The following is a 26,508-nucleotide window of genomic DNA, read 5'->3' as shown; positions in this document are numbered from 1 at the left end:
ATAATCCTCCCTGTCCTCGGCATTTGGCCTTTACGGCTCTTTGTCCTGCGGCTTTGCCGCTTCTTCCCAACCCGCATCGACATAGGTCTTCAGGCGATCGAGCAGGTCGTAGACCGTGGCCCATTCGTCCGGTTCGACGGCATTCAGAAGCCAGCGATGCCTGGCCCGCATCCGTCGAGCGACCTTGTCGAAGAAAACGAAGCCCTCCTCAGTGGCATGGGCCGCGCCGGCCGCGCGCCGGTTCGACCCGCCTTGCCAGCCCACCAGGCCGCGCTCGTGAAGCCCGCGCAGCGCCCGGCTGGTCTGGGAATTGTCGTTATCGTTGATCTCGCTGATGACCTGGCCGGTCATCGGACCCCGCTCGCACAGAAGCCCGAGACAGCGCCACTGGACGAGCGAGATATCGAACTCCTCCGCCAGGATCTTGCGTGACATGCGGTCGACCGAGCGCGCCAGACGGCTGATCCGGACCGACAGGAAGTCGGCAATCCGAACGTCGTCCGACATGTAGTCCACGACGTCGTCGCGCGCCGTCAGATTCGAGCTACGCTCCGCGGCCAGCGGGTCTTCTTCGCACCCTGCCCCGACCGGCGATATCGCGTCCCGACGCCTCGGCGACGACCCCATGTCATCTCCCTTCTTGACACTTGACGGACTCTAATCTGACGTTATTGCAATTGCAATATAAAAATATAACATGTTAATTGTATGCCGTCGGAAACGACGCGAAACCCGACCGATCAACCCGAGCGGCGAGCGATATGACCCGAACAGGCGGACAGCTCCTAGTCGAGGCTTTGGCCGCGGAGGCCGTCACCACCGTCTTCGGCGTGCCCGGCGTCCAGCTCGACTGGGCGGTCGAGGCGCTGCGCGAACGGCGCGATGCAATCCGCTTCATCGTGCCGAGCCACGAGCAGGCGGCGTCCTACATGGCCGACGGCTATGCCCGGGCCACCGGAAAGGTCGGGGTGTGCATGGTGGTGCCCGGTCCCGGCCTGCTGAACGCCATGTCGGGGCTTGCCACGGCATATGCGACCTGTTCGCCGGTGCTGTGCATCGTGGGACAGATCGATTCTGCCTCGATCGGCCTGGAACAGGGCCGTCTGCACGAGATCGTCGACCAGTCGAACGTGCTCGGCGCGGTTACAAAATGGCATCGTCTGGTTCGAAGCCCGGAAGAGATTCCGGCGGCCATAGCAGAAGCCTTTCACGAGCTGCGATCCGGGATTCCCCGGCCCGTTTGTCTGGAAGTCCCGCCGGACGTCCTGCAAGCGACCACGGACGTAAAGTTCGGCCGACCTTCCCGGCCGGTTACGCGGGTAGCGCCGGATCCGGCCCAGACCGCGCGCATTGCCGCTCGGCTGCTGTCCGCCCGCCTTCCGGTGATTCTAGCGGGGCGCGGAGCGACGGCGGCTGGGGGGCCTGCCGCACTTCAGCGCCTCGCCGAACGGCTGGACGCGATCGTCGTGATGTCGGACGGTGGGCGCGGCGCGCTCGCCGATTCCCATCCTCTTGCCCTGCCCCCGGCCGCCCTTGCCTCGGTGCTGCCGCTTGCGGATGCGGTGCTCGCGGTCGGTACGCGCTTCCTGTCAACACCGGGCACCCCACGCCCGACAGCCGAGGGTGCCTTCGTCTGCCACGTCAATCTGGAGCCGGCGCATCTGCGCCCGCCCCGCCCGGCCGACGAGATCGTCACCGCCGATGCGGTGGCGACGCTTAAGGCCCTTGTCGACAGTCTCGGCCAGCGCCGCGGCGACCACGGCGCCTCCACCTTCACCGCGACAGCCCGACAGCTCCTTGCCGACCGGATGGCAAAAATCCAACCGCAAACGGCATGGCTCGACGCCCTGCGGGCGGCGCTCCCCGAGGATGGCATCCTGGTCACCGACCTGACGCAGGTCGGCTATCTCGCGAACGTCAGCTTCCCCGTAAACCGACCGGATCAGCTTCTAAGCGCCGGCTATCAGGGCACGCTCGGTGCCGGTTTCGCCACCGCGCTTGGAGCGGCCGCCGGGGCGAATGGCCGAAGGGTCGTGTCCGTCTCCGGCGACGGCGGTTTTGCCTATACGCTGCAGGAGCTCAGCACCGCCAAGCGGTTCGGCCTTGGCGTGGTGGCAATCGTCTTTGCCGACGGCCGCTACGGCAACGTCCACCGCATCCAGTCGCGGGTGTTCGGCGAAACCTACGCCACCGAGCTCGACAATCCCGACTACGCCGCGCTTGCCCACGCCTTCGGCGTCGACCATCGGCGTGTGGAGACGCCGGACGGATTGGCAACGGCGATCGCCTCCGCCGACGGAGTACCGCTCCTGGTCGAAGTGCCCGTCGGCGAGATGGCGAGCCCCTGGCCCGCCGTGATCGGGACCGGCGCATTCGCCGAGCCGGCACTGGACCACACCACCCAGCCGGAGCCGGCCGAATGAGCGGGCATGGCGACACCGACGTGCTCGAACGCCCGGCCGAGACCGTCGACGACGGCCTGATGCCGGCCCGAGTGCGGGCGATGATCGCCGAGACAGACGACATCCTGCGGATCGAGTTGGTGCCTGCGAACGGGCAGTCCTTCCCACCCCCGACGCCCGGCGCCCATATTGATCTGCACCTGCCGGAACGGCGCGTACGGCAATATTCGCTGACGCTCGGCAGTTGCCCCGCGCGTTACGTGACCGGGATTCTCAAGGAGAAAGCCGGTCGTGGCGGCTCGCGCCACGTCCACGAGGTCCTGCGGCCGGGCGACATCGTGCAAATCTCCAAGCCACGCAACGCGTTCGCCCTTGCGGACGGGGATAGGCCGGTAACGCTGATCGCCGGCGGCATCGGCATTACGCCGATCCTGGCGATGGCGGATGCCCTTTCGCAAAGCGGACGCACCTGGCAGCTCGCCTACTGCGCGCGCAACCGAACGGCGGCCGCCTTCCTGGAGGAGCTTGCCGCTTACGGCGACCCCGTCCGCCTGCGCTTCGACGACGAGGCGGGCAGTCCGCCGGACCTCGCAGAAATCGTCGCCGACGCGCCGGAGGGGACCGACTTCTACTGCTGCGGCCCGACCGCCATGCTGGACGCTTTCTGCGAGGCGACGGCAGGCCTTCCCGAGGAGCGGGTCCACATCGAACGCTTCACTGCCGCGCGGCCGCTGGTCGGCGATGGCGGCTTTCTCGTCACCCTCGCCCGCTCCGGCGAAACGTTGTCCGTTGCGGCGGACCAAACGATTTTGGATGCGCTGCTCGATGCCGGAGTGGAGGTGGAGTCCTCCTGCTGCGTCGGGATCTGCGGGACTTGCGAGACCAAGGTGCTGGAAGGCGTCCCGGACCATCGCGACGCGATCCTGACCGAAGAGGAGCGCAGCTCCAACGCCACCATGATGGTGTGCTGCTCGCGCTCCAAGTCGCCTGAACTCGTGCTGGATTTGTAGGAGCACCACAGGATCTGGGCGCCCGACGACCGTCGCCGCCCATCCGACGACCGACGTCGAACCCTAACGGTCGAGGCCGCGACCGGGTCGATGTGCAAACACGTCCGAAAACAACTTGGAGGAAGCAGCATGGCCGCGATCAAAACCGCTTACGACCTCAAAGAGCCGAGCCATCTCGTAGAGCTCACGGAAGTCCGGCGTGGGACGCCGATGGGCGAATATTTGCGCCGGTTCTGGCACCCGGTCGGACTTGCCGAAGATGCCACGGCAACGCCGAAGGTCGTGAAGGCACTCGGCGAGGAATTGATTCTGTTTCGCGACGGCAACGGCCGGGCGGGTCTCGTGCATCCGCGCTGCGCCCACCGGGGCAGCTCGCTCTACTACGGCAAGGTCGAAGATCGCGGCATCCGCTGCTGCTACCATGGCTGGTTGTTCGACGTGGAAGGCAATTGCCTGGAACAGCCGTGCGAACCCAACATGGGCTCCAATCGGGACAAGGTGAAACAGCCCTGGTATCCGGTGGAGGAGCGCTACGGGCTGATCTGGGCTTATATGGGTCCGATCGACCGCAAGCCGCTGCTGCCGCGCTACGATCTTTTGGAGAATATCGGCAACGACGAGATCCTCGACACCGACGATCGCTCGATCGGGTCCGGCGGGCCGGTCATTGCCGATTTCAACTGGTTCCAGCACTACGAAAACGTGGTCGATCCCTTCCACGTCCCGGTGCTGCACGGCACCTTCTCCGGCACCCAGTTCGTCGAAGCCATGAAGGAGATGCCGAAGGTCGATTTCGAGAATTTCGATCTCGGCGTCCGCGTAACCAGCTATCGCAATCTCGGCGAGGGCAAGCGCCTGCGCCGTGTCACCGAAGCCATGATTCCGACCCTGCGCGTGGTGCCGAGCCCGCGCCTTGATCCTGCCGGTCCCTGCACTCTGATCGGCTGGGTGCTGCCAATGGACGACACCACATTCCGCATTTACACGGTCGGCCGGACCAAACAGAAGGGCGACCTTCAGAAGATCCGCTCGCGGATGAACGGCAAGCTTTGGGAGGAGCTGGGCGACGATGAGCATCAGGCCTTTCCGGGCGACTACGAGGCCCAGAAAAGCCAAGGCGACATCACCTGGCACAATCACGAGCACCTGGCGCTCTCCGACCAGGGCATTTCCATGCTGCGTCGGTTCTTCCTGCGTCAGGTGAAGATCGTGGCGGAAGGCGGCGACCCGGCCGGGGTGGCGTTCGAGCCGGGCAAGGAGCTGATCCACTCGCCGGCCGGCAACTTCATCGAAGAGCTGGAAACCGCATAAAGCACCCGGCAAAACCCGGCACGACAAAAACAGCGCAGAGCCTTAGGCGCGTCGGTGTCTTCGCCCAAGGCTCTGTCTGGATCCCTTTGTGAGGCGCCAATGGACCAAGGAGGCGGACGGGTAGGCCCGTTCCGTCTCCCGTAGGCCCGTTCCGTCTCTCGTTTCGGCTTCACCAGTCCGCGGAACCGGTCGAATCCAATGCGCGGCTTTGAAGCTCTGTCGGGCTCGTGTATGGCCTGTCCGAACTCTTTCCTGCCCAATGGCGCGCGCAGGCGGGCCACTAGCGACGACAACCGGAACGGCAGAGCGGACACCGTCATGACGAAACTCAAGGGCGTCCTGTTCGACAAGGACGGCACCCTCATCGACTACGCACGCACCTGGGTGCCGATCAACATCCGCGCCGCGGAGCATGCGGCGTCCGGCGACGCAGACCTTCAGGCACGTCTGCTGACGCTCGGCGGCCACGACCCGGAAACCCACACGGTCGCCGGCGGAAGCCTGCTCGCGGCTGCCCACACGGGGGAAATCGCGGAAGCCTGGGTGGAGGCGGGCGCGCCGCACGAGCACGCCACCCTGGTCGACGCACTCGACGCGATCTTCACGGAGGGAGCGAAAGGTTCGGTCGCGGTGACGGATCTCAGCGCGCTGTTTCGGCGGCTGATGGAACGCGGCCTCGCCGTCGGCGTCGCCACCAGCGACAGCGCCGCAGGCGCCCGCGCCACGCTGAAGTCGGTCGGCCTCGATGGCCACACCTTCTTCGTGGCTGGCTATGACAGCGGCCACGGCGGCAAGCCGCAGCCGGGCATGGTGCATGCCTTCTGCCGGGCGAACGACCTGAAGCCCTCAGAGGTCGCCGTGGTCGGCGACAATCTGCACGATATCCGCATGGGACGCGCGGCCGGCTGCGCGCTCTGCATTGGCGTTCTGACGGGAACCGCCAGCCAGGAGGAGCTGGCGGCCGAGGCCGATCATGTGATCGGCGGCATCGACCAGCTTGAAGCCCTGTTTGACCAGCTCGGTGTCTGGCCGGAAGCGGCCGCGTAACGGCCGCCTCGTCCGTTCAAACGCCCGCTTGGCCGCTTCAGTTGACCTTCAGGACCACGGCGCGGCTCGGCACCGTGTCCGGTCGATTCGGCATGGAGACATAGGAGGGCGTCTCTTCCAGGATGGTCCAGACACCCTTGGCCTCTTGGTCCTTGAGATAACCGCCAAGCCCCTCCTTGTAGAGCGAATCCTTGATCGTCACGACCAGAATGCCGCCCGGGCGCGTGATCCGGATCAACTCGTCGAAGCCTTCCTCGCCGACATGACCGACCGTGAACACGCCGGCGGCGACCACCGCGGCATAGCTGTTGTTCGCCATCGGTAGTTTTTCGCCGAGGGCGGCGACGTGAAAGGCCGAATAGACGTTCTTCGAACGCGCGACCTCCAGCATGCCCTCCGAGATATCGAGCGCCTCCGCCTGCTTGTAGCCGACGATATCCATCCACTCGCCGAGCAGGCCGGTGCCCGCGCCCGCGTCCAGGACAGGGCCCTCGCCACGCGGCAGGTAACGGGTCAACATCGCAAGGCAGATGTTGGGATGGCGGTAGCCCAGCGTCGCCATCTCCGTATCGTAGCGTTTGGCCCAGTCGTCGTACTTTTTGGCGACGTCCGCCGTGCTTTCAGCAGAATAGACGACGTCGAGACTCTTGGCTGGATCGTTGCTCATTGAAACTCTCTTCCTGAAGCTTCGGTGGGGCGCACACGGCGTCCGCGAGGTCACCCTCGCAAAACCGTGCGCTCGAAACGTGGGATGCGCGACTATAGCGTCTTGTGGAATTTTTTGGAAGTTTGACGGATATCGGCTCTTTGGGCGATAGATATCCAACGAATCCCAACACCAAGATGACGGTGGCCGACATATTGCGGCCGCCTGGAAGGAGATGAGCGAATGGACACCGAACATGCCCTGGCCCGCCTCCGGCACATTCCCGGCTTCGAAAATGCCTCAGACAGCAACGTTGCGATCGAGCGCCTGGGCGGCCTCACCAACATCGTGTTCAAGGTGACGCGCGACGGACGCGACTATCTGCTGCGCATTCCCGGCGCGGGCACGGAAAGCTACATCGACCGCAAGGTGGAAGCCCACAACGCGGTCGCCGCCGCCCGCGCCGGCGTCTCGCCCGAAGTTATCCATTTCGATCGCGAAAGCGGGCTGATGCTCGCCGACTATATCGACGCGCCGACGATGTCGCCGGAGCTGTTCCGCAAGACGCCCGGTGCGCCGACTCGCGCAGCCAAGGCGTTTCGCCAGCTCCACACCAGCGGTCAGAGTTTCGAGTTCCGGTTCGAGCTGTTCTCGATGATCGACGACTATCTGAAGCTCCTCGCCGAGAAGAAGGCCGAGCTGCCGGAGGGCTATCACGACGTGGTGGCCGATGCGGAGGCCGTGCGCGAGGCACTGGACACGCATCCCGCCGCTCTCGCCCCCTGCCACTGCGATCCGCTGTGCGAGAATTTCCTGGATACCGGCGAGCGCATGTGGATCGTCGACTGGGAATATTCCGGCATGAACGATCCGCTTTGGGATCTCGGCGACCTCTCCGTGGAGGCTGGCTTCGGGCCAGAGCAGGACCGGGAGATGATGGAGGCCTATTGCGAAGGGCCCGCCGACGCGGCCTCGTTCGGCCGGATGGTGATCTACAAGGCCATGTGCGACCTTTTGTGGACGCTCTGGGGCCTGATTCAGCATGCAGACGGCAATCCGGCGGAGGACTTCTGGGCCTATTCCGAAGAGCGCTTCGCACGCTGCAAGGCGCTGATGGCCAACCCGGAATTTGCCCGCCACCTGGAGGCCGTCCGCAAGGGGTAACCCACGCCTCCGACCGAATGCCCTCGCCCGCTCGGCATCGACTCAAGCATGCGCCGAATCGGCGAGATCTTCGGGCTCCCGTTCGCCGCTAGCACTCAGAATCCGAGCTTCATGCACGGCGAGCGCATCGGTCAGGGCATCCGGCGGCGGCCGGTCGCAGACCAGCGTGCCGATCCCATCCAGACCACAGACCTTCACCGGTGCCTGGTTGCGAAACTTGGTATGGTCGGCGACCACCATCGACTGGGACGATTGGGCAATCATCGCGCGGGCAAGCTCGGCTTCCTGGAGGTGGAAATCCATGAAGCCGCCCTGCGGATGAATCGCGCCAATCGACAGAATGGCGTAACGCGCCCGGAAATTCCGGATGAACTGGATCGTTGTCTCGCCGAAGGCAGCGTTGTCCGAGGCGCGGATCTCGCCGCCGGCGAGATGCACCCGGTTGCCCTTTCCGCGCACCAGCGTGCGGGCGATCTCCGTTCCGTTGGTGACGACGAACAGGTCGCGCCGAGCCAACAGCGCACGGGCCACATAGGCCGTCGTCGCGCCGTTGTCGATCATCAGCGCGTCGCCGTCCTGGATCTCCTCGATCGCACGGCGCGCCACGGCCGCCTTGGCCGCGGCGTTGAGCGCCATGCGCTTTTCGAACTCCGCCTCCCCGGTGCGCTCCGGAAGGATGACGGCACCATGAACCCGCTCGACCAGCCCGCGCGCGGCGAGCGCCTTGATGTCGCGGCGCACGGTCTCGTCGGAGACCCCCAATCGGCGGGTCAGCTCCGCGACCGAGCAAGATCCGGATTCTTCCAAGGCCCGCATGATCGCATTGTAGCGGGCCGTTTTATGCACAGGGGTGCTCCTGGCAGGCGATCCTTCAGACATTCCGACTTTCGCTCGACATTTCGAGGCCTCGATTTGGCCAACACGGTTCAAAGTTTACCATGAGTCTCCACCCAGGTAGATCGCCGATTTGTGGCTTTTTGTGGCATTTCGGTTGACAGTTGTGGTTTTTGCACCGCAGGATATGTTGGATTTTCGAAGTCGGCGAGTGCGTTCGGCCTTCCGGGAGGGGGGTCGGCTTCGCTCGTCTCGGATCTTGGGCCCCGCATGTTTTTGCGTGGCGGGCCGCGACATCCGAACGCCGACGCCGTCCGGCGCGGCGCGACACCGTTGGGACTGCACCGCAAGGGGAGACTCGATGACCAGCCGACAGTCGATCACGAAAACCAGCGCCCGCCTGCTTCTGGGCGGCACCATTCTGGCCGCCGCAGCCGGCAGCGCCTTTGCCCAGAGCGTTCCGGAATCCACCGACCCGATCAAGATGACCATCAACGATTGGACCGGCCAGGAAATCACGACCCGCGTCATGGGCGGCGTTTTGGAGGAGATGGGCTACAACGTCGACTACGTTCAGGCCGACTATCTCGCCCAGTTCGCCGGCCTGGAAAGCGGCGATCTCGACGTCGCCATGGAGATTTGGGAAACCACAGCGAAGGACGCGCTGGAGAAATCGCTTAAGACCGGCGACACGGTCGACCTTGGCGAGACCGGCATGGAGGCCAAGGAAGAGTGGTGGTTCCCGGAATACGTCAAGGAAGACTGCCCGGGCCTGCCGGACTGGAAGGCACTGAACGACTGTAAGGAGCTGTTCGCCTCGCCGGAAACCAGCCCGAAGGGACGTTATCTCGGCGGTCCGGTGACCTGGGGTGGTTTTGACGAGGAGCGCATCGAAGCGCTTGGCCTCGACTACGAGGTGATCCACGCCGGCACCGACGCCGCGCTGCTCGCCGAGGTCCAGTCGGCCTACCAGCGCAAGAAGCCGATCCTGGCTTGGATCTATGCTCCGCATTGGGCCCCGATCCAGTTCAAGGGCGAATGGATCAAATTCCCCGAGTACGAGGATGCCTGTTACGAGGATCCGAGCTGGGGCGTGAACAAGGATGCCGCCTACGACTGCGGCAAGCCGTACGGGTGGATCAAAGCCGTCGGTTGGGTCGGTGGCGAAGAGAAGTGGCCGGCCGCCTATCAGGCCATCCGCAACTTCCACATGACCAACGAAGACATGGGCGAGATGATCGGTAAGGTCGACGTTGACGGCATGCCGCTCCAGGTCGTCGTCGACGAATGGCTCGATGCCAACCAGGATACCTGGAAGAGCTGGATTCCGAAGAGCTAAGGCAATCTCGCGGGCGGGGCCTATACCCCAAGAGCAGACGCAATTTCCTTTGGCTCAGATTGCATCGATCCGAGCCGGAAGCGCTCAAGGCGCCCCGCCCGTCCGTTTGATCATTGCCCATCGTTGCTCGCCCTTTTCTCCGTCCATCGTCTGAGTTCATGACCGAAACCGTCACCGCCTCCCCGTCCGTCCGTCCCGCAGCCGCTTCTCCCATCGACAGCGACGACGAGCGCAACGTGAAGCTCTCCTGCAGAGGGCTTTGGAAGGTGTTCGGCGAAGATGCGGACGAAGCGAAAGAGTTCATCGAGCGCCATGGCGGCAGCCCGTCGACCGAGGCGCTCGAAAAAGCCGGCCTGACGCCCGCCGTACGCGACGCCTCCCTGGACGTGCACGACGGCGAGATCTTCGTCATCATGGGCCTGTCCGGCTCCGGCAAGTCCACCATCATCCGCTGCATGTCGCTGCTTCTGCAGCCGACGGCCGGCGAACTCGTCTTCGAAGGCCAGGACCTTTTGGCCTGCTCCCGCAAGGAGCTGATCGACATCCGCCGACACAAGATGGGGATGGTGTTTCAGCATTTCGCGCTGCTGCCCCATCTGACCGTGCTCGGCAACGTCACCTTCCCGCTCGAGATCCAGGGCGTCGATCGCGCCACCCGCGAAAAGCGGGCCATGGAGGTGATCGAGCTCGTCGGCCTCGGCGGACGCGAACTCGACTTCCCCCGCGCCCTCTCCGGCGGCCAGCAACAACGCGTCGGCATCGCCCGTTCGCTCGCCACCGAACCGGAGCTGTGGTTCCTGGACGAGCCATTTTCCGCGCTCGATCCGCTGATCCGGCGCGAGATGCAGGACGAGTTTCTCCGCCTTCAGCGCCTTCTGCACAAGTCGATCGTTTTCATCACCCACGATTTCGACGAGGCCATCCGCCTTGCCGACCGCATCGCGATCATGAACCACGGCGAGATCGTCCAGATCGGCACGCCGGAGGATCTCGTGGTGCGACCGGCAACGCCTTACGTGGAAGAATTCACGCGCAACGTCGCGCGCTCCAAGGTGCTGTCCGCCCGTTCCATTATGGGCGCACCGGTCGACGGCACCGACTATGGCGGCGAGATCAAGCCCAGCGAACGGGTCTCCGCCTTCGCCGCAAACCTGATTGAGGCCGGCAAGCCGTTCGCCGTGGTCAACCGTCGCGGCGAGACGATCGGCATGGTCGAGCGCGAGGCGGTCATTTCGCTTCTGGCGGAATCGGCATGAGCATTGCCGCCACCTCCTCCCCAGCCGCGACGGCGAACCCGCTATCCGGCCGGCTGCTTTGGCTCGTCGCGATCGCGATTCTCGTCGCCCTCTGGTACGTGGCACCTCACGTCGCCTGGATCGGGGACCCGGCCTCCGTCTGGGTCCTGCCGATCAAGGGCTGGATTTCGTCGGCAATGGATTGGCTGGTCGACGACTTGTCGTTCGGTCTGTTCACCTTCAAGGAGCTGACACGGGCGATCGCCTGGGTGCTGGGTCTGCCGCTCCAGGCGTGCATCGCGGTGCTCTCCAAAGGCTGGCACCTGCCCTTCGGCGGCGGCATCTTCGTGCCACCAGTACCGTGGTTCGGCGTCGTGGCGGCGGTAACCTGGCTCGGCTGGCGCCTGGGCGGGCGCAGCCTGGCGCTCCTCGTCTTTCTCTGCTTTGCCTATCTCGCCGTGTTCGGCCAGTGGGAAAGCGCGATGATCACGCTGTCGTCTATCCTGGTGGCCGTGCCCGTGGGCGTGGTCGTCGGCATCGCGCTTGGCATTTTCGCGCACCGCTCCGAAACCTTCGCCAACATCATCAAACCGATCCTCGATCTGATGCAGACGGTGCCGGTGTTCGCCTATCTGGTGCCGGTCCTGTTCCTGTTTGGCTTTGGTCCGGTGTCGGCGATGATCGCGACGATCATCTACGCCATGCCGCCGATGGTACGCGTGACGATGCTCGCGCTCAGGAGCGTGCCGCCGGAGATCGTGGAACTCGGCAACATGGCGGGCTGCACGCCGCGCCAAATGCTGTGGCGGATCCTGCTGCCAACGGCCCGCCCGAGCCTGATGGTCGGCGTCAACCAGGTCATCATGCTGTCGCTCAACATGGTGATCATCGCTTCCATGATTGGCGCCGGCGGGCTCGGCCGCGACGTTCTGACCTCACTGCGCCGATTGGCGATCGGCGACGGTCTGGAAGCCGGTATCGCGATCACCCTGCTTGCGATTTCGCTCGACCGGCTCAGCCACGCCTTCGTCTACCGCCAGAAGCAGCCGCTTCACCTGGAGCAGGGCATGAGCGTCTTCGCCCGCCACGCCACGGCCGCCGGCTTTCTCGCGCTGGTGCTCGCAAGCCTCCTGATCGCCGCGCTGGATCCCGCGATTGCCATCTATCCGCAGTCGATGGTGCTCGACACCGGGCCGTTCTGGGACCGGCTGGTGGAGTTCATCAATGTCCACCTCTACGACACTCTCGATGCGATCAAGGCGTTCCTGCTGATCTATGTGCTGGTGCCGCTGAAGCGCTTTCTGGTGGATGCGCCGTGGCTGGGCGTGATCGCGGTCTTGGCGGTGGCGGGTGTGCGCCTGGGCGGCCTGCGGCTGGCCATCACCGTCTCGCTGATGGCGGCGTTCATCGCGCTTACCGGCAACTGGGAGAAGGCGATGATCTCCGTCTATCTCTGCGGCTTGTCGGTGGTGATCGCGAGCCTGATCGGGATCCCGATCGGCATCCTGTCGGCCCGTCACGACGGCTTCCGCCGCTTCGCCCAAACCACCATCGACACTCTGCAGACGCTGCCGAGCTTCGTTTACCTGATCCCGGTGGTGATGCTGTTCGCCGTCGGCGACTTCTCCGCCATGATCGCGATCGTGCTCTATGCGCTCGCACCGGCGGTGCGCTACGCGGACCACGGCATCCGGCGCGTTCCGGCCAACATCATCGAAGCGGGCACCATGGCCGGCTGTCGTCCCTCCCAGCTTCTGTGGAAGGTGCAGCTTCCGCTCGCGATGCCGGAGCTTATGCTCGGCCTCAACCAGACCATCATGATGGCGCTTTCGATGCTCGTGATCACAGCCCTCGTCGGCACCAACGATCTCGGCCAGGAGGTCTATATCGCGCTCACACGCGCCGATATCGGCCAAGGCGTGGTGGCCGGGCTGTGCGTCGCCTTTATCGCGATGATCGCCGACCGGCTGATCAACGCCTGGGCGGAAGAACGCAAGCGCCAGCTCCAGGTCGAATAAGCACATCCTTGGACGCGTCAGACCCGACTTTCCGTCCGGATTTGCGATCTAGAGAATCGCCCTCACGCCGAGTTCGCTCCGCTCACCGGCTCCGGGGGGCGGCCTGACCGGCCGGCGCGCGGTCGCGCGCTGGGTTAGCAAAGCCAGGGGGAACCGATATTCCGTCCGACTTTGCGGGAAAAAATCGAGGAGACGACATGGCTGACGCCGAGAGCGCCGCTGCGCGCGCTGCCCGGCTCGACATCTGGACGCGACCGGTCGAGCCACAGCCGGTCACGGGCGGCATCACCAACACGAACTTTCTGGTGGAAGATGGCGGCCGGCGCTTTTTCGTGCGCGTCGGTGAGGACATCCCGATCCATGGCGTGATGCGCTTCAACGAGCTGGCCGCTTCGCGCGCGGCGGCCGAACTCGGCATTTCTCCGCCGGTGGTTCACGCCGAGCCCGGCGTGCTGGTTCTGGAATTCATCGAGGGCCGCACGCTCGGCGAGGACGACGTCCGCGCCCCCGATATGCTACCGCGCATCGTGGACCTTCTGCGCCGCTGCCACCACGGCATGGCACGCCAGATCTCCGCCCCTGCCCTGGTGTTCTGGGTGTTCCACATCTGCCGGCATTATGCGCGGGTGCTGGAAGCAGGCGGCAGCCGGCATCTGGAGCGGCTTTCCGATCTCAGGGCGCGGGCGGATGCGCTTGAAGCGATGATCGGTCCGATTGACCTAGTCTACGGCCACAACGATCTGTTGCCCGCCAACTTCCTCGATGACGGCGACCGGCTGTGGCTGATCGACTGGGACTATGCCGGCTTCAACTCGCCGCTCTTCGATCTCGGCGGGCTTTCCTCCAACAGCCAGTTTTCGGCGGACGAGAGCGACCGGATGCTGCAGCTCTATTTCGGCCGTTCGCCCGACGACGGGCTGCGCCGCCAGCTCGGCGCGATGAAGGTCGCCTCGCTGCTGCGCGAGACCATGTGGAGCATGGTCTCCGAACTTCATTCCGGTGTGGAGTTCGACTTCGCCGCCTACACGGCGGAGAACCTGTCGCGGCTGGAACAGGCCTGGGCGGAGCTGCGCTCGGGCTGAGCGTGGTTCCAGGCGAAGCGGAAACCGGCTCGCACTGCGGTCGGAGCTTCGTTTATTGCGAGCCAGTCGAGGCGTATCATCGAATGTGAGCGATCTGACGTGTAAACGAATTCAGGCGGATGCCGGGATGGCAGATAGTGAAGAGCTAACCTCCCTCCATCGTGAACTGGCTAAAGAGGCATGGAAGCGATCTGACGATTCCATCGCGAGTTCGGACGCGCACACGATCCAGTTTGGGCTAATGGCGCTCCGATCCCCACTCATCGTCCTGAGCGCGAGCATCGTCGCGCTGCTAAGCTTCGTTTCAGCCAATTCGGACCGGCTTTCTGGAACTGCTGTCGAGGTGGGCTGGATCTTCACTTGGTTGGTGGCAGGTCTAGTGCTTGGGGGTGCAGGGCCTGCAGCAGCCTATTTTACCCAGTATTTCTATACAATGGATCTGGCTGACCACGAACGCACGTTCGATCACCCCTACCTAAAATACCCCAAGAACAGAAATTAGCGAAGGTGGGGCGTCATTATTCATATCACTACAGTTGTCTTTGTGATCGCCTCATACGGATGCTTCATATATGCTTCTTCTCAGTTTTACGCCCTCCTAGCAGGGATACTTTAAAGATCTAATTCCACGTATTTCGCACCAACCATATTTGCGCAAACCTGCCGGTCAAAATCGCGCGATACAAACATCCAGCGACTTCTTGACGAAGCGCTTGCCGAGGATCGGGACGAGCGCAAGCGGGACCCGGCGATGATAGTGCCAGACCTCTCCGCGCCTGATCAGATAGTGGGTGTTCGCCACGTCTCTCATGCCTCGTGTATACCACATTTGTGACCACGAGACGGAACGTAACTATCTGGAAATTGGGAAGTTTACCGATCCCGGAGCCTTAGGCCGGGAATTGGTGGACGTAGACGGCGAAGAATTAAATCACCTTTTCCGGACATTGGCAAGTTGGGAAGCCGCATTGTCGACATACTCGGAAGAGTATGCCGCGCCTTCAGAGCTTCAAGATGCTCCGGAACCGTTCCTCTGACCTGACATTCATCCCCGTTGTTGTTCCGGCCTTTCGCCAAGGCCGGATTTTCTTTCATTCCATTATTCAAACTGGCCTTGCTGTGCGTCGATTTCCGGCGCGCAGGCGATGCCCTATTGCCGATTTTCACATGACCCATTTCAAGACACCCAAGACCAAGCCGGTTTCCATCCGGCTCACCGCCGAGGAGCGCGCGCTGTTGGAGCGTCGCGCGGGATCGCTCGGCCTCAGCACTTTCATTCGCAATCGCCTGTTCGAGGATGGCGCCGAAGCGCGCCGCCCGCGCGGGCGGTTTCCCGTGAAGGACCAGCAGGCTCTGGCTCAGGTGCTGGCGTTTCTCGGCAAGGCCGGGCTCGCGGCCAACGTCGCCGAGCTGGCGAAGGCCATGCGTGTTGGGACGCTGCCGGTGTCCGAGGAGACCGAGACGGCCTTGCAGGTCGCGTGTGCCGACATTGCTGCGATCAAGGTAGCGGTGATGCGGGCGCTCGGCATCCAGGAGCGCTGAGCGATGCTGTTCGTCGCCAGCGAACGCGGCGGGGCAAAGCAGCTCGCAGTGCACCTTCTGAACGAGACCGACAACGAGCACGTCGCCGTCCACGAAGTGCGCGGCTTCGTCTCCGAGGATGTCACCAGCGCCTTCAAGGAGGCCCAGGCCGTCGCCCAGGGGACCCGGTGCCGGAACTTCCTGTTTTCCGTTTCGCTCAATCCGCCCGCCGACAAGGATGTACCCATCTCCGTGTTCGAGGAGACGATCGAGCGCATCGAGGCCAAGACGGGGCTGCAGGGCCAGCCGCGCGTCGTCGTGTTCCACGAGAAGGAAGGCCGCAGACACGCCCATTGCGTCTGGTCCCGCATTGATGCGGAGACCATGACCGCCCGCAACCTCCCCCACTTCAAGGCCAAGCTCCAGGACGTGAGCCGCGACATCCACCTGGAACAGGACTGGAAAATGCCTGCCGGGCTGTCCAAGAGCGGCCAGAGCGATCCGCGTAATTTTACGCTCGCCGAATGGCAGCAGTGCAAGCGGATCGGCAAGGATGCCCGCGAGCTGAAGACCGCCGTCCAGGATGCCTGGGCGATCAGCGATACCGCCGCCACTTTCAGCCATGCGCTGGCCGAGCGCGGGTTGGTCCTCGCCAAGGGCGACCGGCGCGGACACGTCGCCGTCACCCATGAGGGCGAGGTGCTGTCCATTGCTCGCTATGCCGACAAGAAGGCGAAGGAGGTGCGCGCCCGGCTTGGGGAACCGACCGATCTGCCGAGCGTCGACGAAGCCAAGGTCCAGATCGCAAAGGACATGCGCGGCGCGTTCAAGCGCCACGGTGAAGAGGCTTCGACCCGGCATGCTGCGCAGCAAAGGGCGCTGGAGAAGCGCCGCCAGCAGATGGTGGCCGCGCAGCGGCAAGAGCGCGCAAAGCTCGACACCGGTCAGAAACAGCGCTGGGAAACTGAAGCCCGCGAGCGTGCGGCCCGGCTCCATACGTCAGGTCTCAAGGGGCTGTGGCAGCGCTTTACCGGCAAGCAGGCCCAGATCACCCGACAGAACGAGTGGGAGGCCTATCAGGCACTCCAGCGCGACCGTGCCCAGAAGGACGAGCTGATCCAGGCGCAGTTCAGTGAGCGCCGCCAGCTCCAGACCGAGATTGTCGCCGCCCGGAACCATCACAAGGAGGCCTTGCGCGAGATCGCCCACGATCGGGAGCGTTACGCCCGGATGGAGCGCGATCCGGCCTCGCCGTTGCAAAAGGACTTCGCCCAGGCCCAGGCACCGCCGAACGCGCCCCAGCCGCCGGAGAGGGTGCAGGAGACCGACACACCGAAGGCCCCGCAGCGTGAGCCCCAACAGGCTCAGCCGGAGCCTCAGCCTCAGGTCCAGCCGCCAGCACAGCCGAGCCATCAAGAGCGGCTCGACCGGTTGCGGCAACAGACGCCGCATACGCCTCAGCGCAATCGCGGCTTGGACTTTGAAAGATAAGGGAAATCCGGCTCAAGTTTGCAGCGTTTTGGCCGGATACCGTATCCTATTGAGATGCTGGATTATCTGATAGACCGCGAACATGAGGAGATGCTGCGGGTTTCATCCCGGACGCTGACCTTCCCCGATGGCGAAACCCGCCGGATCGAAGCCTACCGGCTGGTCTGGGCCTGGTTCGACCGCATCGTCGCGTCCTCGCACGTCACCGACGAGGCCAAGCTTCTGGAGATGACGCTCGCCTGGGCGGACGAAAAAGCCGTCCCACTGGAGACGGCCTTCGGCGAGCTGATCGAATGTGTCGTGAAGACCGGTGAGAAGATCGGCGTCGACTACACCGACGATACGATCCCCCTCACCATTGCCCGCGACCAGATCGCTCGGTTCCACGAACGCAAGGAACAGCGGCGGGACTAAGCCCGCCGCTCTCCGTTCATCGTTCGCACTCGAAATCGGCCCGCGCCTGCCCGCGCACCATCGCACGGGCATGATCGTTGCTCAGACGCTCTCGCGCGGCGTCGAGACGTTCCTGGATCGACGCGATCCTGGTCTCCCGCTCCACCTCCACCGTCTGGTGAACGGTGAACTCGGTACCGCCGCCCGGCGTCAGGTGCGGCTCCAGTTGCGGCTCGGGACGCCCGGCCATCAGGCTGTCGCGCTCCGCAGCCGTGGCGATCGACGGCCCAGAGTGCTCCAGCGCCGGACCGCTCTCCCGCTCCGCGCTCATCGCTCGGGCTCCCCTCGGCCGCCGCGTTCCTGCCCGTTGCCGGTCTTGGCCGTGTTCAGCCGATCCTGGAGGGTCCGCAGCGTCACCCGCCCGTCGACCGGCATGGAATCGAGGATGACGCTGTAGCCCTCGCCGTCCTTGTGGGCGAAGGCTGCCCCGACGCGGTTGAAGTAGGCATCACCTTGGTCGGTTTCGCGGACCTGATAGGCGATATGGCTCGGCTTGCCGCCACCGTGAGATTCGGACGGCTGGGGCTCAGCGTGCTGCTGCGCCCCTGGCTGTCGTTGCGGTTCCGGTTGGCGCTGGGGCTCGGGTTGTTGCTGTTGTGGCGCAGGCTGCTGGCCTTGGTCACTCATTGCGCATCTCCTCTCAAATTCAGGGATTGGACCCGTCATCCTGAAAGGAGAAAGCACACGGTGGCGGGCCGACATCCGGAAAGCCGCACAGAGACAAACGCTCATAGTATGATTTGCATCATACTTTCGTCATATGCTATTCTGGATGTAGAAGGAGACCGCACATGGCGATGATGCGAAAGACGATCACCATTCCGAGCGCGATGGAGGACTGGGTCAAATCCCAGATCGACAGCGGACGCTATGGCAACGACAGCGAATATTTCCGCGACCTGATCCGCCGCGACCAGGACCGCAGGCGCGCCGAGAGCGAGCTGAAGTCGCTCATCGACGAGGCGCTGACGAGCGGCGAGAGCACGGCCACCGTTCCCGACATCATGAAGCGCGTGGAAGACCGATTGAGGCGGGATGGCAACCTATAGGCTCACAGCGACGGCGGATGCCGAGATCGACGCGATCACCGAATATTCTGTCCTGAATTTTGGGCTGGAGACGGCCCGCGACTACATCACCGGCCTGCACGACCGCTTCGGGCTTCTCGCCGACCATCCGAGCTGGGGCAACGACTACAGCCACATCAGCCCCGGCCTGCGCCGCTACGAATACCGCTCGCACTTGATCTACTACCGGCCCCAAGGGGGACGATATCCTCATCCCCCGCGTCCTCGGCGACAAGCAGGACCCGGCAAGGCACTTTTGAAAACAATAATACTTCTGCAAAAAATACGCATCACAACATTGCAGTCAAACCTACCTCTGATAAATGCCGCCTCCCGCACGTTGAGGTTCGAGATGCCCCAACGCCCGATCAAGCGAATCTAATAAAACCTTACCTCCAAGCCCCACCTCTTCGTAAAACGCATGCCTTCGGCACCTTTTATTATATTCTTCGCTTAAGTAAGATTTTAGAGTACTCAGTACCTTGCGCTTCATCGAACGAGAAAGGTCGTCATTTTTCCCTTGCCCAGCCCAAATGCGCCCAATCTCCTCTGCAACCTGCCGAGACAAAAACCTCATATCCGCGGTCGCACTGACTGCATACTCCACTCGTTCAATAAAAAATCTCATATGAATGAAACCTGTTGCGTGAACTCTGACAGCATCCTCATCCGTCAAAATGTCGACAACGAGACTCTCAGGCTCAAGCAAACCCCATTCAATTAGAGTTCGGACACTCGACGAAACATCATCATCGTCGTAACCACCCATACTCATTTTCTTTTTAATAGTAGCGATTGTAGCGTAACCCTCTTGAGCAAAATCGATACGAGCCTTCCGATTTCTAATCATGTACTCCAATATGTCACAGTATAGAAAATTGCTAGGCCTTGCGTGCTCCTGATCTAAATCCATAATATTTTTTATATAGCTAGTGCTTCCGTTATAATACCTATTTCTTTGCCTCATTAGAGCCCGAATAATTCTAAATTCTTGAATTCGATAAGCCCCATCCGTCAACACCGTCCCAGTAATCTGATCGGTCGGAATGTGGGGAGATACCAAAATATCGGCAAACATACCAAGCGCCCGACGAACATCCTTTGCAACCAGCGCCTCAAGTGCCGAGGCCACTTTCAGTGACCTCTGATCAAATAAAGATAAATATATTGTCATAAGGAATTCACCGAGACGGGACGCAGGATACTGCACCTTGTAGCCGCTGGAGAGATAATATTCTTGTTTCTTATCCACCTCGTCGGGAATTACTTCCAAGACCAACTCCAGTCGCTTTCGGATAACCTGCGCGAACCGGGGCGGATGGACATAGAAATTTATGGCATTGACGAACGCATCTAACGGAGGTTCATCACGATGGGCGGCAAACGTTGAGTCTCTCAAATTCACTAGTACCAGCGCCCTCGTAAGATCCTTAAACCATTGAGCTCCCTCAAAAATTGAAAGCTGCAAATCTCGCGATCGCTTGTCGACATTGTCAAATGCGACAACCAAGCCGAGACCCTTTTCTCCGGAAAAATATCTCGCCGCACATCTGGCAAAGTCGACAGGGTTCTGCGTCAGGCCGTCAAGGTACGTTGACCTCCGCCTCTCAAACTCGGCTGGATCGATTTCTGAAAGCCTCTTGTTCGCACCCTGATCAAAACGCCTAAGCTCATGAGAGAAGACAGCCTCAATCAAATCATAGTCATGCAGCTCAATCTGGTTCACTTCAGAAAATGAACCCAGGAATTGGTAAGCGATCCAATTTTGAATATTTTCACCGGGAGGAAAAACATTGAAGTCGATAAACGCCCAGCGCGTCCTCATATTGACTTCATCAGACATCAATTTTCTATAGTACCGTCGAATAAAAGTACTCTTCCCAGAACCGACAGCCCCAACAATTAACTGAACCCTACTATAATATTTCGGATTCTGTGAAAATTTTTGCACCTCCGTCGAAATTCCCGACGCTTGTCGTTTACTTGTCTCAATCGGTCGGAGTTGGTTCCCCGCAATTTGAGGCGTTTTTGCTTTTAGATAAGTCTCAAGCACGCCTTCGTATCGACCAAGCTCATCGGATGTAACATACGCCCTGTCTATTACCTCGTCAGGCGTCTCTTCAGAGGTCGCTCCAAAATACTTAGTGAGTGTCGGGAATAGAGGTTCGGCAAACTCATTGACACCAAGCTGCTCATTTAGTCGACCCTGGCCACCCATAAATGAGGCTGTACTGAAAGCGCTTCGAACCTGGAAGTGCGCCGACAACCGGTTTGCTTTGGCCTCTAAGGCCGATCTCCCAATGGAGCTTATTAGGGTTTCTAATATCGCTGAGCCAGGTTGCGCTGCGACGGATTCGAACCGCAATATTTCTTGTTCGCTATCCGAAGGACTTAGCGCCATCTCGTCGCCGTTGCAGGCAAAAACGAAGCCAATAGGATTGATGTTCGGCGGATAGCGTTTGTTGATTTCTAAAGCATAGAGACGGGCCTCTCGAAGTGCTAATTCGAGTGCCGTGTCCGCCATTTTTGCCTCTATAATAACTAGCGGTATTCCACCAAGCCAGATTGAGTAATCGGGATAATAGCCGTGCTTCTTTCCGGCTGTTTTATCAATATGAGTAGGCGACATATATTCCTTAGTGCGAACCCAAGCTGACGACAAACTTAAATAGCTGGAATGAGTAAGAAATGGATAAATTAATTTTTGCTCCACATCACTTTCCGTGCGGAGTTCTGCCGTATCAAAAATAGGAGTAGCGTAGCGGTTCTTGGATGGCAATCTTGCGATCACTAGCGCAACTCTTTCGTTTAGAAAAAATGATGCAATGCAGAAGCTTAAAGGCTTCGAGGGCCGCGCCGTCTCTAATTCGGCCCGGGGGGTGACTGTAGCGTTGATTCCGCAGTTTAGCAAAGTGCCGTGCGTTTCAACCTTATAGTTCGAGGGATTCTACGAATAATCATCACAAAATAGATTGTTGGGCACAGATTTCGGGCCGGATCGGCGACCGGCTGAGATATTTCAACACACCCTCGGCTCCCACCCCCTCACATAGCTCCACATTCCCTCCCGATACTGCGGGAAGTCGGCGAACGCGGCGGGCACCGGCTCGGTGACGACCCTGGCCCAGCGGGAGAAGATCGCCGTGGGAATGCGGATGTGGTCCGTCGGCGGATGGTAAGGGTTCGGCAGGAACTTGCCCGCCATTTCGCAGCGCGCTTGACGTGAGAAGTACGGATGCTTCCAGGCGAGAAGCGGCGGCAGGTTGTGGCCCGAGACGAACAGGATTTGCCTGTCCTCCGGCAGAGACAGGATTTCGTCGGGCGTCATCAGGGGGCGTTGCTGCTTGGTGCGGTGGACGCTCGCCTTGCTCAGATGCGCGTACTCGTGGGCGATGTCGAACGGGGATTGTCCGTCGAGCAGGTGCCAGGCGATTGCCTGTTTCTTCATCCGGGCCTCGCCCTGGGCGAGCGTGTCGTCGTAGCTGAGGGTTTCCTGGCCGAGCATGGACGAGACCAGCTCCGCCGTCTCGTAGTCGCGCACGCCGAAGAATTGGCGCATCTGCGCCGAGCCCAGGAAGCCCTGGAGCGCGCTCCGGTCGAAGTTGCGGACGATCTGGCCAACGTCCTGGAAGATCGCCCAGGCACGCACGCCCGCGCCGCGTCCGTAGGTGAAGGCGCGCAGCAGCGCCTCGAACCGCCCAAGCTGACCCGCCTCGTCGACCAGAAGCAGGATGCGGGGGCGATCCGGCGCGCGGGACTTGTAGAGCATCGTGACGGTGAAGAAGAGCCGGATCAGCGGCGACCACAGGCCCAGATACTCTGCTGGCACGTTGAAGAACACCTTCACGGCGTGGGCCGGGTCGGTCAGGACGGAGAGCGAGAAGTCGCCGCCGTCGAGGGCGGGGAGCAGCACGGGGTCGGACAGGAAGGAGGTGTGGGCGTAGATCTCGCCCAGGATTGCGCCGAACTCCTTCGGGCTGTCCTGCTGCTTGACCAGCATCTCGCCGGCGGCGCGGCGGACGGAGTCGTGGGCCGAGGCGAGCATGGCCGAAAGCTGATCGGCCCAGGCTTGGGGGTTCGCCTCGATGGTGTCGATCAGCCGGGCGAGATCGGGGAGCGTGATCCGGCCATGGCGCTCGACATGATGCTTGAGGAGCGCCTCCAGCCATTCCCGTGCCCGCAGCTCGAAATAATGCCCGTTGGCTGAGCCGGAGAGCGGGATCAGGCTTTCGGCGATGAACTTGCAGTCGGAATGGAAGGTCAGGGCTGCCGGGTCGAGGATATCGAGCGGGTTGCAGCTGTGGGACGGCAGCCCCGCGATCCGCATCGGGTTCCAGGTATAGGCATGTTCGCGGTGATGGGCGTGGGCGATCATGGAGATCGCGGCGAGCTCGCCGCGCGGGTCCATGATGGCCATGCGCTGGCCCGGCGAATTGCAGACGGCATAGGCGAGCAGATCGCGGGTTTTGCCGGAGCCCGCCCCGCCGATGGTAAGCATCGGGGCGTCGCTCTCGAAGCGGAGCGGCGTGCGCTCCCAGTAGCCGATTTGCGGGCCGGACTTGGCGAAGAGCCCGGCGTCACGAACCTCATCCTCGTTGGCCCAGCGGGCGCTGCCGAAACGGTAGGTCTCGTTGTGAGAATTCATCGTTGCCTCTCCTCAAACGAAAAGGGGCACCCGCAGGTGCCCCTCAATGAAGGTTTGGTGTGGTTACCCGGCGCAGCTGCCGAGCACCCCGATCAGGATGAAGAGCAGGACCACCCCGCCGAACAGGGCCTCCCAGTCGAAGCTCTTCTTCGGTTTCGGCTTGGGCCGGTAGAGATCGATCCGGTGGCTGCCGATGCGCTCGTATTCTCGCTTGGCCATGACGGTCTCCTTTCGATGGCTTGGGGGTCAGAGGAAGCGCACGGCAACGGCGAGGCCGCCCATGACGAGGGCGGTGCCGATGGACATGCGCGCGATGAAGAAAAGGAACAGGACGACGACGCCGAGCCAGATCACGGACACGGCTCCGAGCAGCTCGTCGCCGTAATGGCGGCGGGTGAACGGCTCGATGAAGTGCATGCTCCATTCGTAGGTGAACGGCAGGAGAAGGAAGGTCGCGACGACCGCCCCGATGTTGGCGAGCCACTCGATGGAGCTCATGAAGACGCTCCGGGCCGCCTGCTTGTGGTCTTCCTTGTTGAACATGGATCGCTCCCGGTTCCGCTTGGAAAGGGTGCGGACGACCCGCACCCTCCCTTGCGTTCTGCGCCTCTCCGGGGCGGCCTGCGGGCCTACTTCCGGAAAAGCATCAGCCGCGCGAAGGCGCCTGAAAGTCAGCGATGCGGAAAGCGAGATCGATCAGCCGCAGCCGCGCGAGCAGCCGGGTCTGCGGGCTTTGTTTCAGTGGTTGATCGGCATGGGCACGGAAGGACCTGATCCAGCGGAAGGAGCCGTCCTCGCTGAACGCGGCATCGATGCCCTCGGGCTCCAGCTCGAATGGCGTGCCGTCGGCGGCGAGGATCGTACCGGGGAAGGTCCAGATCGTGTCGGCGATCCAGTTCGGCACCTCCCGGCTCGACACTGGCAGGTCGGCCAGCCGCTTCGCCAGGTGCTGGTAATGCGCGGCGCGCAAGAGCTGGCGATCGTCCGGCATGCGCACGACGCCGAAATCGTCGTTCGAGGCCTCTGGCCGATCGCGAAGCTCGAATTTGTGGCCGCACAAGGGACAATAGATCATCGGACATCCTCCGTTTGCCGCTGGAACCAAGGCTTCAGACGCACTGCGGCCTGAAAAACCTTTGGCTCTTGCGGGGAGGACGGCGAAGATCGGTTTCTTGAGGATGGCGCGGCGATCAACACCGCGCAACGCCTGCCCCTTCCAATATACCAAGACAGGCGCGGATTTATTCCAATAATTTTCTGACTTATATATTCTTTCCTTGTCGCAGTTGAGAGCCACGGCGCGCGATGTCAGAGCCGATCCTCAGCCCTAGGGCCCGGGTTCCTCCCGCTCAGGCGGATACGCTTTTGCGCTGCTATGCGGAGCGGATTCCGCCCAAAGAGGCCGCCCGAAAGGCCGGTCTCTCGCTCAACACCGTCTATGAGCAGTACACGCGCATCCGCTGGCGTCTGATCCTCGCGCGCTATTACCGGGACGGGGCGCTCTCAATCGACGCGCCCCACTTCGAGCCGGAGTTACGGGCGCAGCTCCGGCGAAGACGCGGGCTCGGGCCGGACAACATCTTCGCTCACGCTGCCGAGGCCTTGGACTGGTACAATGAATGGCCCTCAGGTCTGGTCCTGCGGCATCTGCGCAAAATCATCGCCCTGACCGGTCCGCTTGATGTTTCCCCGGACCTCTCCCTGGCGCAGCAGAACCGGCTTCGCGCCTATGTCCGCTATGCCCGCGCTCAACTCATCCACCACCGGGCTCAGGAAAAGGCCGAAGCCGACGAGACCTGGCAGCCGTTCCTGGAGCGCGCCACGGCAGCCGTTGAAGCCGAGTGGCGGAACTACCGCACGGCGAGCAAGCAGGTTGAGCGCACTGAGCCAACAGGAAGAAAGAAGCGATTTGTCCGGCGCCAAAAGCAAAAATCCTTAATAAAGAATTAAGCAATACAACTTATAATATTGATCAGAAGAACAACGAACGGGGGCAGCGTCACATGATGCGACAGACGAGAGATGGATTACACGAACGCCTTCAATGACATTGTCCGCGCGCAGAAGGATGCGCAGCGGCAGTTGGATTTTGACGACTCGCAGCGGGAGCTGGCGGGTGTTGAGGTTGGGCGGATTGGTCGGTTTTTGAGCCCCGAAGCGCGCGAGGCTTTGCGTGAAGGTAGGGGCGACGGAAGCCGCGGCGGATCGTCGATGTCTGCGCTGGATTGGATGATGCTGAACGACCCGGCATATGCGCGAGCCTACGAAGGCGCGATGAACGCTTTGGCGGATGCGGAGAGGGCCGTCGACCGGGCCTTGGAACAGGCGCTCGAACGCGCCGAAACCGCGCAGAGCATTCTGGACGACACACTCGAAAACGCAATGAAGCTGCCGGACGGCACCGCCGTGTTCATGGATGCGGAAGGCGTGGTGCGCTCCGAAGATGGCGAGGCCATCGATCCGGTTCTGGCCGCTACCCTGGAATGGCAAGGCAACGAGCCGAGCTATGAGCTATTCGTCGAGCAGCGTGATGGACTGGGCGCTGCAAACGACGCTGTCGCCGACATTCGGCGCGATCAGGTCGAACTCGGTGACATCCGGGAAGAGCTGACAGACCAGGACGACCCGCCATCGAAAGAACGGGTCAACGTCCTGCAGGATCGGATTGAAGAGATCGGGTCTGGCTATGCGCCTCGAGAACAACCCGAACCGGTTGCTTCCACTCAGTCCTTTTCAGCAGCGAAGCCGGACCTCGCGGGGCTCTAGTCGTTCCCGTATTTGAAGAGACCACACTGTTTCTCGGCAACGGCGATGATAATTCCAATGGGATGGTAGCTCGGGTACGTCTCCATAGCCCGGTACATGATCTCATCCCGCCCGTCCGAATCCTCAAAATACCAGCTACTGATGCAGTCCGCCTGCGTCTGGTCGTTCTCGATGGCAATCATATTGGCCGTCATCAGCGCCGTGCGGATGTAGGTGCTGCGACTCGCCTCCGCCCATTTCATGAATTCGGCAGACGTAAACCTCTCTTCTGCATGCGCGGGCATGCCGGAAGCGTACATAAGCGCAATAATACTTGCAATACAGAGTCGTTTTGTGGAATTCATAAGGGAAGGATTTTGATATACGTATTTTAGAGAAGAAAATATGGAAAACTTGGACCCAAGAGCGGCGCAAAGCCGCCATTCCGAATTCGCCGCGCACGGCGCGTTAGGCCGCAGCCTCCCAAGCACAAAAGGG

General features: G+C 62.0%; 29 protein-coding genes. 17 read left to right on the top strand and 12 right to left on the bottom strand.

What is annotated here, in order from left to right:
- Positions 1–30: 30 nt before the first annotated feature.
- Positions 31–627: a MarR family winged helix-turn-helix transcriptional regulator gene (locus HNS03_RS08605; protein ID WP_367194543.1), complete on the bottom strand. Its 597-nt coding sequence runs from the start codon at positions 625–627 to the stop codon at positions 31–33.
- A gap of 134 nt (positions 628–761) precedes the next feature.
- Here HNS03_RS08605 and HNS03_RS08600 point away from each other — a divergent pair, with 134 nt between their 5' ends.
- The 4 genes from HNS03_RS08600 (at position 762) to HNS03_RS08585 (ending at position 5,770) form a co-directional block, all read left to right on the top strand.
- The gene (locus HNS03_RS08600) at positions 762–2,423 is read left to right on the top strand and encodes a thiamine pyrophosphate-binding protein (RefSeq protein WP_367194542.1); all 1,662 of its coding nucleotides are present in this window, start codon (positions 762–764) and stop codon (positions 2,421–2,423) included.
- Positions 2,420–3,412, top strand: a complete 993-nt coding sequence (locus HNS03_RS08595; RefSeq protein ID WP_367194540.1) for a 2Fe-2S iron-sulfur cluster-binding protein — start codon at positions 2,420–2,422, stop codon at positions 3,410–3,412. The genes HNS03_RS08600 and HNS03_RS08595 overlap by 4 nt, the downstream gene beginning before the upstream one ends.
- Positions 3,413–3,541: 129 nt before the next feature.
- Positions 3,542–4,723 (top strand): Rieske 2Fe-2S domain-containing protein, encoded by a 1,182-nt coding sequence (locus HNS03_RS08590; RefSeq protein ID WP_367194539.1) that lies wholly within the window; start codon positions 3,542–3,544, stop codon positions 4,721–4,723.
- Positions 4,724–5,041: 318 nt separating this feature from the next.
- Positions 5,042–5,770 (top strand): HAD family hydrolase, encoded by a 729-nt coding sequence (locus HNS03_RS08585; protein ID WP_367194537.1) that lies wholly within the window; start codon positions 5,042–5,044, stop codon positions 5,768–5,770.
- A 37-nt stretch (positions 5,771–5,807) separates the two neighbouring features.
- Here HNS03_RS08585 and HNS03_RS08580 read toward each other — a convergent pair whose 3' ends face one another.
- Positions 5,808–6,437 carry a class I SAM-dependent methyltransferase gene (locus tag HNS03_RS08580; RefSeq protein WP_367194535.1) on the bottom strand — a complete coding sequence of 210 codons (630 nt, stop codon included), beginning with the start codon at positions 6,435–6,437 and terminating at the stop codon, positions 5,808–5,810.
- Between the two features lie 222 nt (positions 6,438–6,659).
- Here HNS03_RS08580 and HNS03_RS08575 point away from each other — a divergent pair, with 222 nt between their 5' ends.
- On the top strand, positions 6,660–7,580 hold the full coding sequence (locus HNS03_RS08575; RefSeq protein WP_367194534.1) for a phosphotransferase: 921 nt from the start codon (positions 6,660–6,662) through the stop codon (positions 7,578–7,580).
- A 42-nt stretch (positions 7,581–7,622) separates the two neighbouring features.
- Here the strand turns inward: HNS03_RS08575 and HNS03_RS08570 are convergent, their stop codons facing one another.
- A complete protein-coding gene (locus HNS03_RS08570) occupies positions 7,623–8,426 on the bottom strand; it encodes a DeoR/GlpR family DNA-binding transcription regulator (protein WP_367194532.1) in 804 nt (267 codons plus the stop codon).
- A gap of 349 nt (positions 8,427–8,775) precedes the next feature.
- Here HNS03_RS08570 and HNS03_RS08565 point away from each other — a divergent pair, with 349 nt between their 5' ends.
- From HNS03_RS08565 to HNS03_RS08545, 5 genes are all read left to right on the top strand, one after another.
- On the top strand, positions 8,776–9,753 hold the full coding sequence (locus tag HNS03_RS08565; protein WP_367194531.1) for an ABC transporter substrate-binding protein: 978 nt from the start codon (positions 8,776–8,778) through the stop codon (positions 9,751–9,753).
- Positions 9,754–9,911: 158 nt separating this feature from the next.
- On the top strand, positions 9,912–11,009 hold the full coding sequence (locus HNS03_RS08560; RefSeq protein ID WP_367194530.1) for a glycine betaine/L-proline ABC transporter ATP-binding protein: 1,098 nt from the start codon (positions 9,912–9,914) through the stop codon (positions 11,007–11,009).
- A complete protein-coding gene (locus HNS03_RS08555; protein WP_367194528.1) occupies positions 11,006–13,006 on the top strand; it encodes an ABC transporter permease in 2,001 nt (666 codons plus the stop codon). The genes HNS03_RS08560 and HNS03_RS08555 overlap by 4 nt, the downstream gene beginning before the upstream one ends.
- Positions 13,007–13,203: 197 nt before the next feature.
- A complete protein-coding gene (locus tag HNS03_RS08550; protein WP_367194526.1) occupies positions 13,204–14,088 on the top strand; it encodes a phosphotransferase in 885 nt (294 codons plus the stop codon).
- A gap of 85 nt (positions 14,089–14,173) precedes the next feature.
- Positions 14,174–14,590, top strand: a complete 417-nt coding sequence (locus HNS03_RS08545) for a hypothetical protein (protein ID WP_367194524.1) — start codon at positions 14,174–14,176, stop codon at positions 14,588–14,590.
- Between the two features lie 165 nt (positions 14,591–14,755).
- Here the strand turns inward: HNS03_RS08545 and HNS03_RS08540 are convergent, their stop codons facing one another.
- The gene (locus HNS03_RS08540; RefSeq protein WP_367194522.1) at positions 14,756–14,899 is read right to left on the bottom strand and encodes a DUF6538 domain-containing protein; all 144 of its coding nucleotides are present in this window, start codon (positions 14,897–14,899) and stop codon (positions 14,756–14,758) included.
- Between the two features lie 179 nt (positions 14,900–15,078).
- On the opposite strand from HNS03_RS08540, the gene HNS03_RS08535 reads away from it, so the two are divergent.
- The 3 genes from HNS03_RS08535 to HNS03_RS08525 are packed head-to-tail and all read left to right on the top strand — an operon-like array spanning position 15,079 to position 17,514.
- Positions 15,079–15,630, top strand: coding sequence for a hypothetical protein (locus HNS03_RS08535; protein ID WP_367194520.1), 552 nt, complete (start codon positions 15,079–15,081; stop codon positions 15,628–15,630).
- A 3-nt stretch (positions 15,631–15,633) separates the two neighbouring features.
- A complete protein-coding gene (locus HNS03_RS08530) occupies positions 15,634–17,100 on the top strand; it encodes a relaxase (RefSeq protein WP_367194518.1) in 1,467 nt (488 codons plus the stop codon).
- 54 nt (positions 17,101–17,154) lie between these two features.
- Entirely contained in the window at positions 17,155–17,514 is a 360-nt protein-coding gene (locus HNS03_RS08525; protein ID WP_367194517.1) for a hypothetical protein, read from the top strand.
- Positions 17,515–17,530: 16 nt separating this feature from the next.
- Here HNS03_RS08525 and HNS03_RS08520 read toward each other — a convergent pair whose 3' ends face one another.
- A complete protein-coding gene (locus HNS03_RS08520) occupies positions 17,531–17,824 on the bottom strand; it encodes a hypothetical protein (protein ID WP_367194515.1) in 294 nt (97 codons plus the stop codon).
- Entirely contained in the window at positions 17,821–18,180 is a 360-nt protein-coding gene (locus tag HNS03_RS08515; RefSeq protein WP_367194514.1) for a hypothetical protein, read from the bottom strand. The genes HNS03_RS08520 and HNS03_RS08515 overlap by 4 nt, the downstream gene beginning before the upstream one ends.
- Before the next feature lie 164 nt (positions 18,181–18,344).
- Here HNS03_RS08515 and HNS03_RS08510 point away from each other — a divergent pair, with 164 nt between their 5' ends.
- Both HNS03_RS08510 and HNS03_RS08505 read left to right on the top strand, forming a co-directional pair.
- Entirely contained in the window at positions 18,345–18,602 is a 258-nt protein-coding gene (locus tag HNS03_RS08510; RefSeq protein WP_367194512.1) for a type II toxin-antitoxin system ParD family antitoxin, read from the top strand.
- Positions 18,589–19,002 carry a type II toxin-antitoxin system RelE/ParE family toxin gene (locus tag HNS03_RS08505; RefSeq protein ID WP_367194510.1) on the top strand — a complete coding sequence of 138 codons (414 nt, stop codon included), beginning with the start codon at positions 18,589–18,591 and terminating at the stop codon, positions 19,000–19,002. Before HNS03_RS08510 ends, HNS03_RS08505 begins: the two co-directional genes overlap by 14 nt.
- Here HNS03_RS08505 and HNS03_RS08500 read toward each other — a convergent pair.
- The 5 genes from HNS03_RS08500 to HNS03_RS08480 all read right to left on the bottom strand — a co-directional run bounded on the left by HNS03_RS08500 (position 18,931) and on the right by HNS03_RS08480 (position 24,562).
- On the bottom strand, positions 18,931–21,411 hold the full coding sequence (locus HNS03_RS08500; RefSeq protein ID WP_367194508.1) for a type I restriction enzyme HsdR N-terminal domain-containing protein: 2,481 nt from the start codon (positions 21,409–21,411) through the stop codon (positions 18,931–18,933). The genes HNS03_RS08505 and HNS03_RS08500 overlap by 72 nt on opposite strands.
- Positions 21,412–21,639: 228 nt before the next feature.
- Positions 21,640–23,265, bottom strand: a complete 1,626-nt coding sequence (locus tag HNS03_RS08495; RefSeq protein ID WP_367194506.1) for a type IV secretory system conjugative DNA transfer family protein — start codon at positions 23,263–23,265, stop codon at positions 21,640–21,642.
- A gap of 63 nt (positions 23,266–23,328) precedes the next feature.
- Positions 23,329–23,484: a hypothetical protein gene (locus HNS03_RS08490; RefSeq protein ID WP_367194505.1), complete on the bottom strand. Its 156-nt coding sequence runs from the start codon at positions 23,482–23,484 to the stop codon at positions 23,329–23,331.
- A gap of 27 nt (positions 23,485–23,511) precedes the next feature.
- Positions 23,512–23,808, bottom strand: a complete 297-nt coding sequence (locus HNS03_RS08485) for a hypothetical protein (RefSeq protein WP_367194503.1) — start codon at positions 23,806–23,808, stop codon at positions 23,512–23,514.
- 103 nt (positions 23,809–23,911) lie between these two features.
- Positions 23,912–24,562, bottom strand: a complete 651-nt coding sequence (locus tag HNS03_RS08480; RefSeq protein WP_367194501.1) for a hypothetical protein — start codon at positions 24,560–24,562, stop codon at positions 23,912–23,914.
- Positions 24,563–24,630: 68 nt separating this feature from the next.
- Between HNS03_RS08480 and HNS03_RS08475 the strand changes: the two genes are divergently transcribed.
- Together HNS03_RS08475 and HNS03_RS08470 are read left to right on the top strand one after the other, a co-directional pair.
- On the top strand, positions 24,631–25,215 hold the full coding sequence (locus tag HNS03_RS08475; RefSeq protein WP_367194500.1) for a hypothetical protein: 585 nt from the start codon (positions 24,631–24,633) through the stop codon (positions 25,213–25,215).
- A 72-nt stretch (positions 25,216–25,287) separates the two neighbouring features.
- A complete protein-coding gene (locus tag HNS03_RS08470) occupies positions 25,288–26,031 on the top strand; it encodes a hypothetical protein (protein ID WP_367194498.1) in 744 nt (247 codons plus the stop codon).
- On the opposite strand, the gene HNS03_RS08465 is transcribed toward HNS03_RS08470, so the two are convergent.
- The coding region (locus HNS03_RS08465; protein WP_367194496.1) for a hypothetical protein at positions 26,028–26,508 on the bottom strand (481 nt) is incomplete at its 5' end. The two genes, HNS03_RS08470 and HNS03_RS08465, sit on opposite strands and share 4 nt — an antisense overlap.

It is taken from the genome of Amorphus sp. 3PC139-8, assembly GCF_040750475.1.
Taxonomy (GTDB): Bacteria; Pseudomonadota; Alphaproteobacteria; order Rhizobiales; family Amorphaceae; genus Amorphus.
The sequence above is the reverse complement of the archived record's forward strand: the minus strand, read 5'-3'. Positions and strand labels throughout refer to the sequence as shown.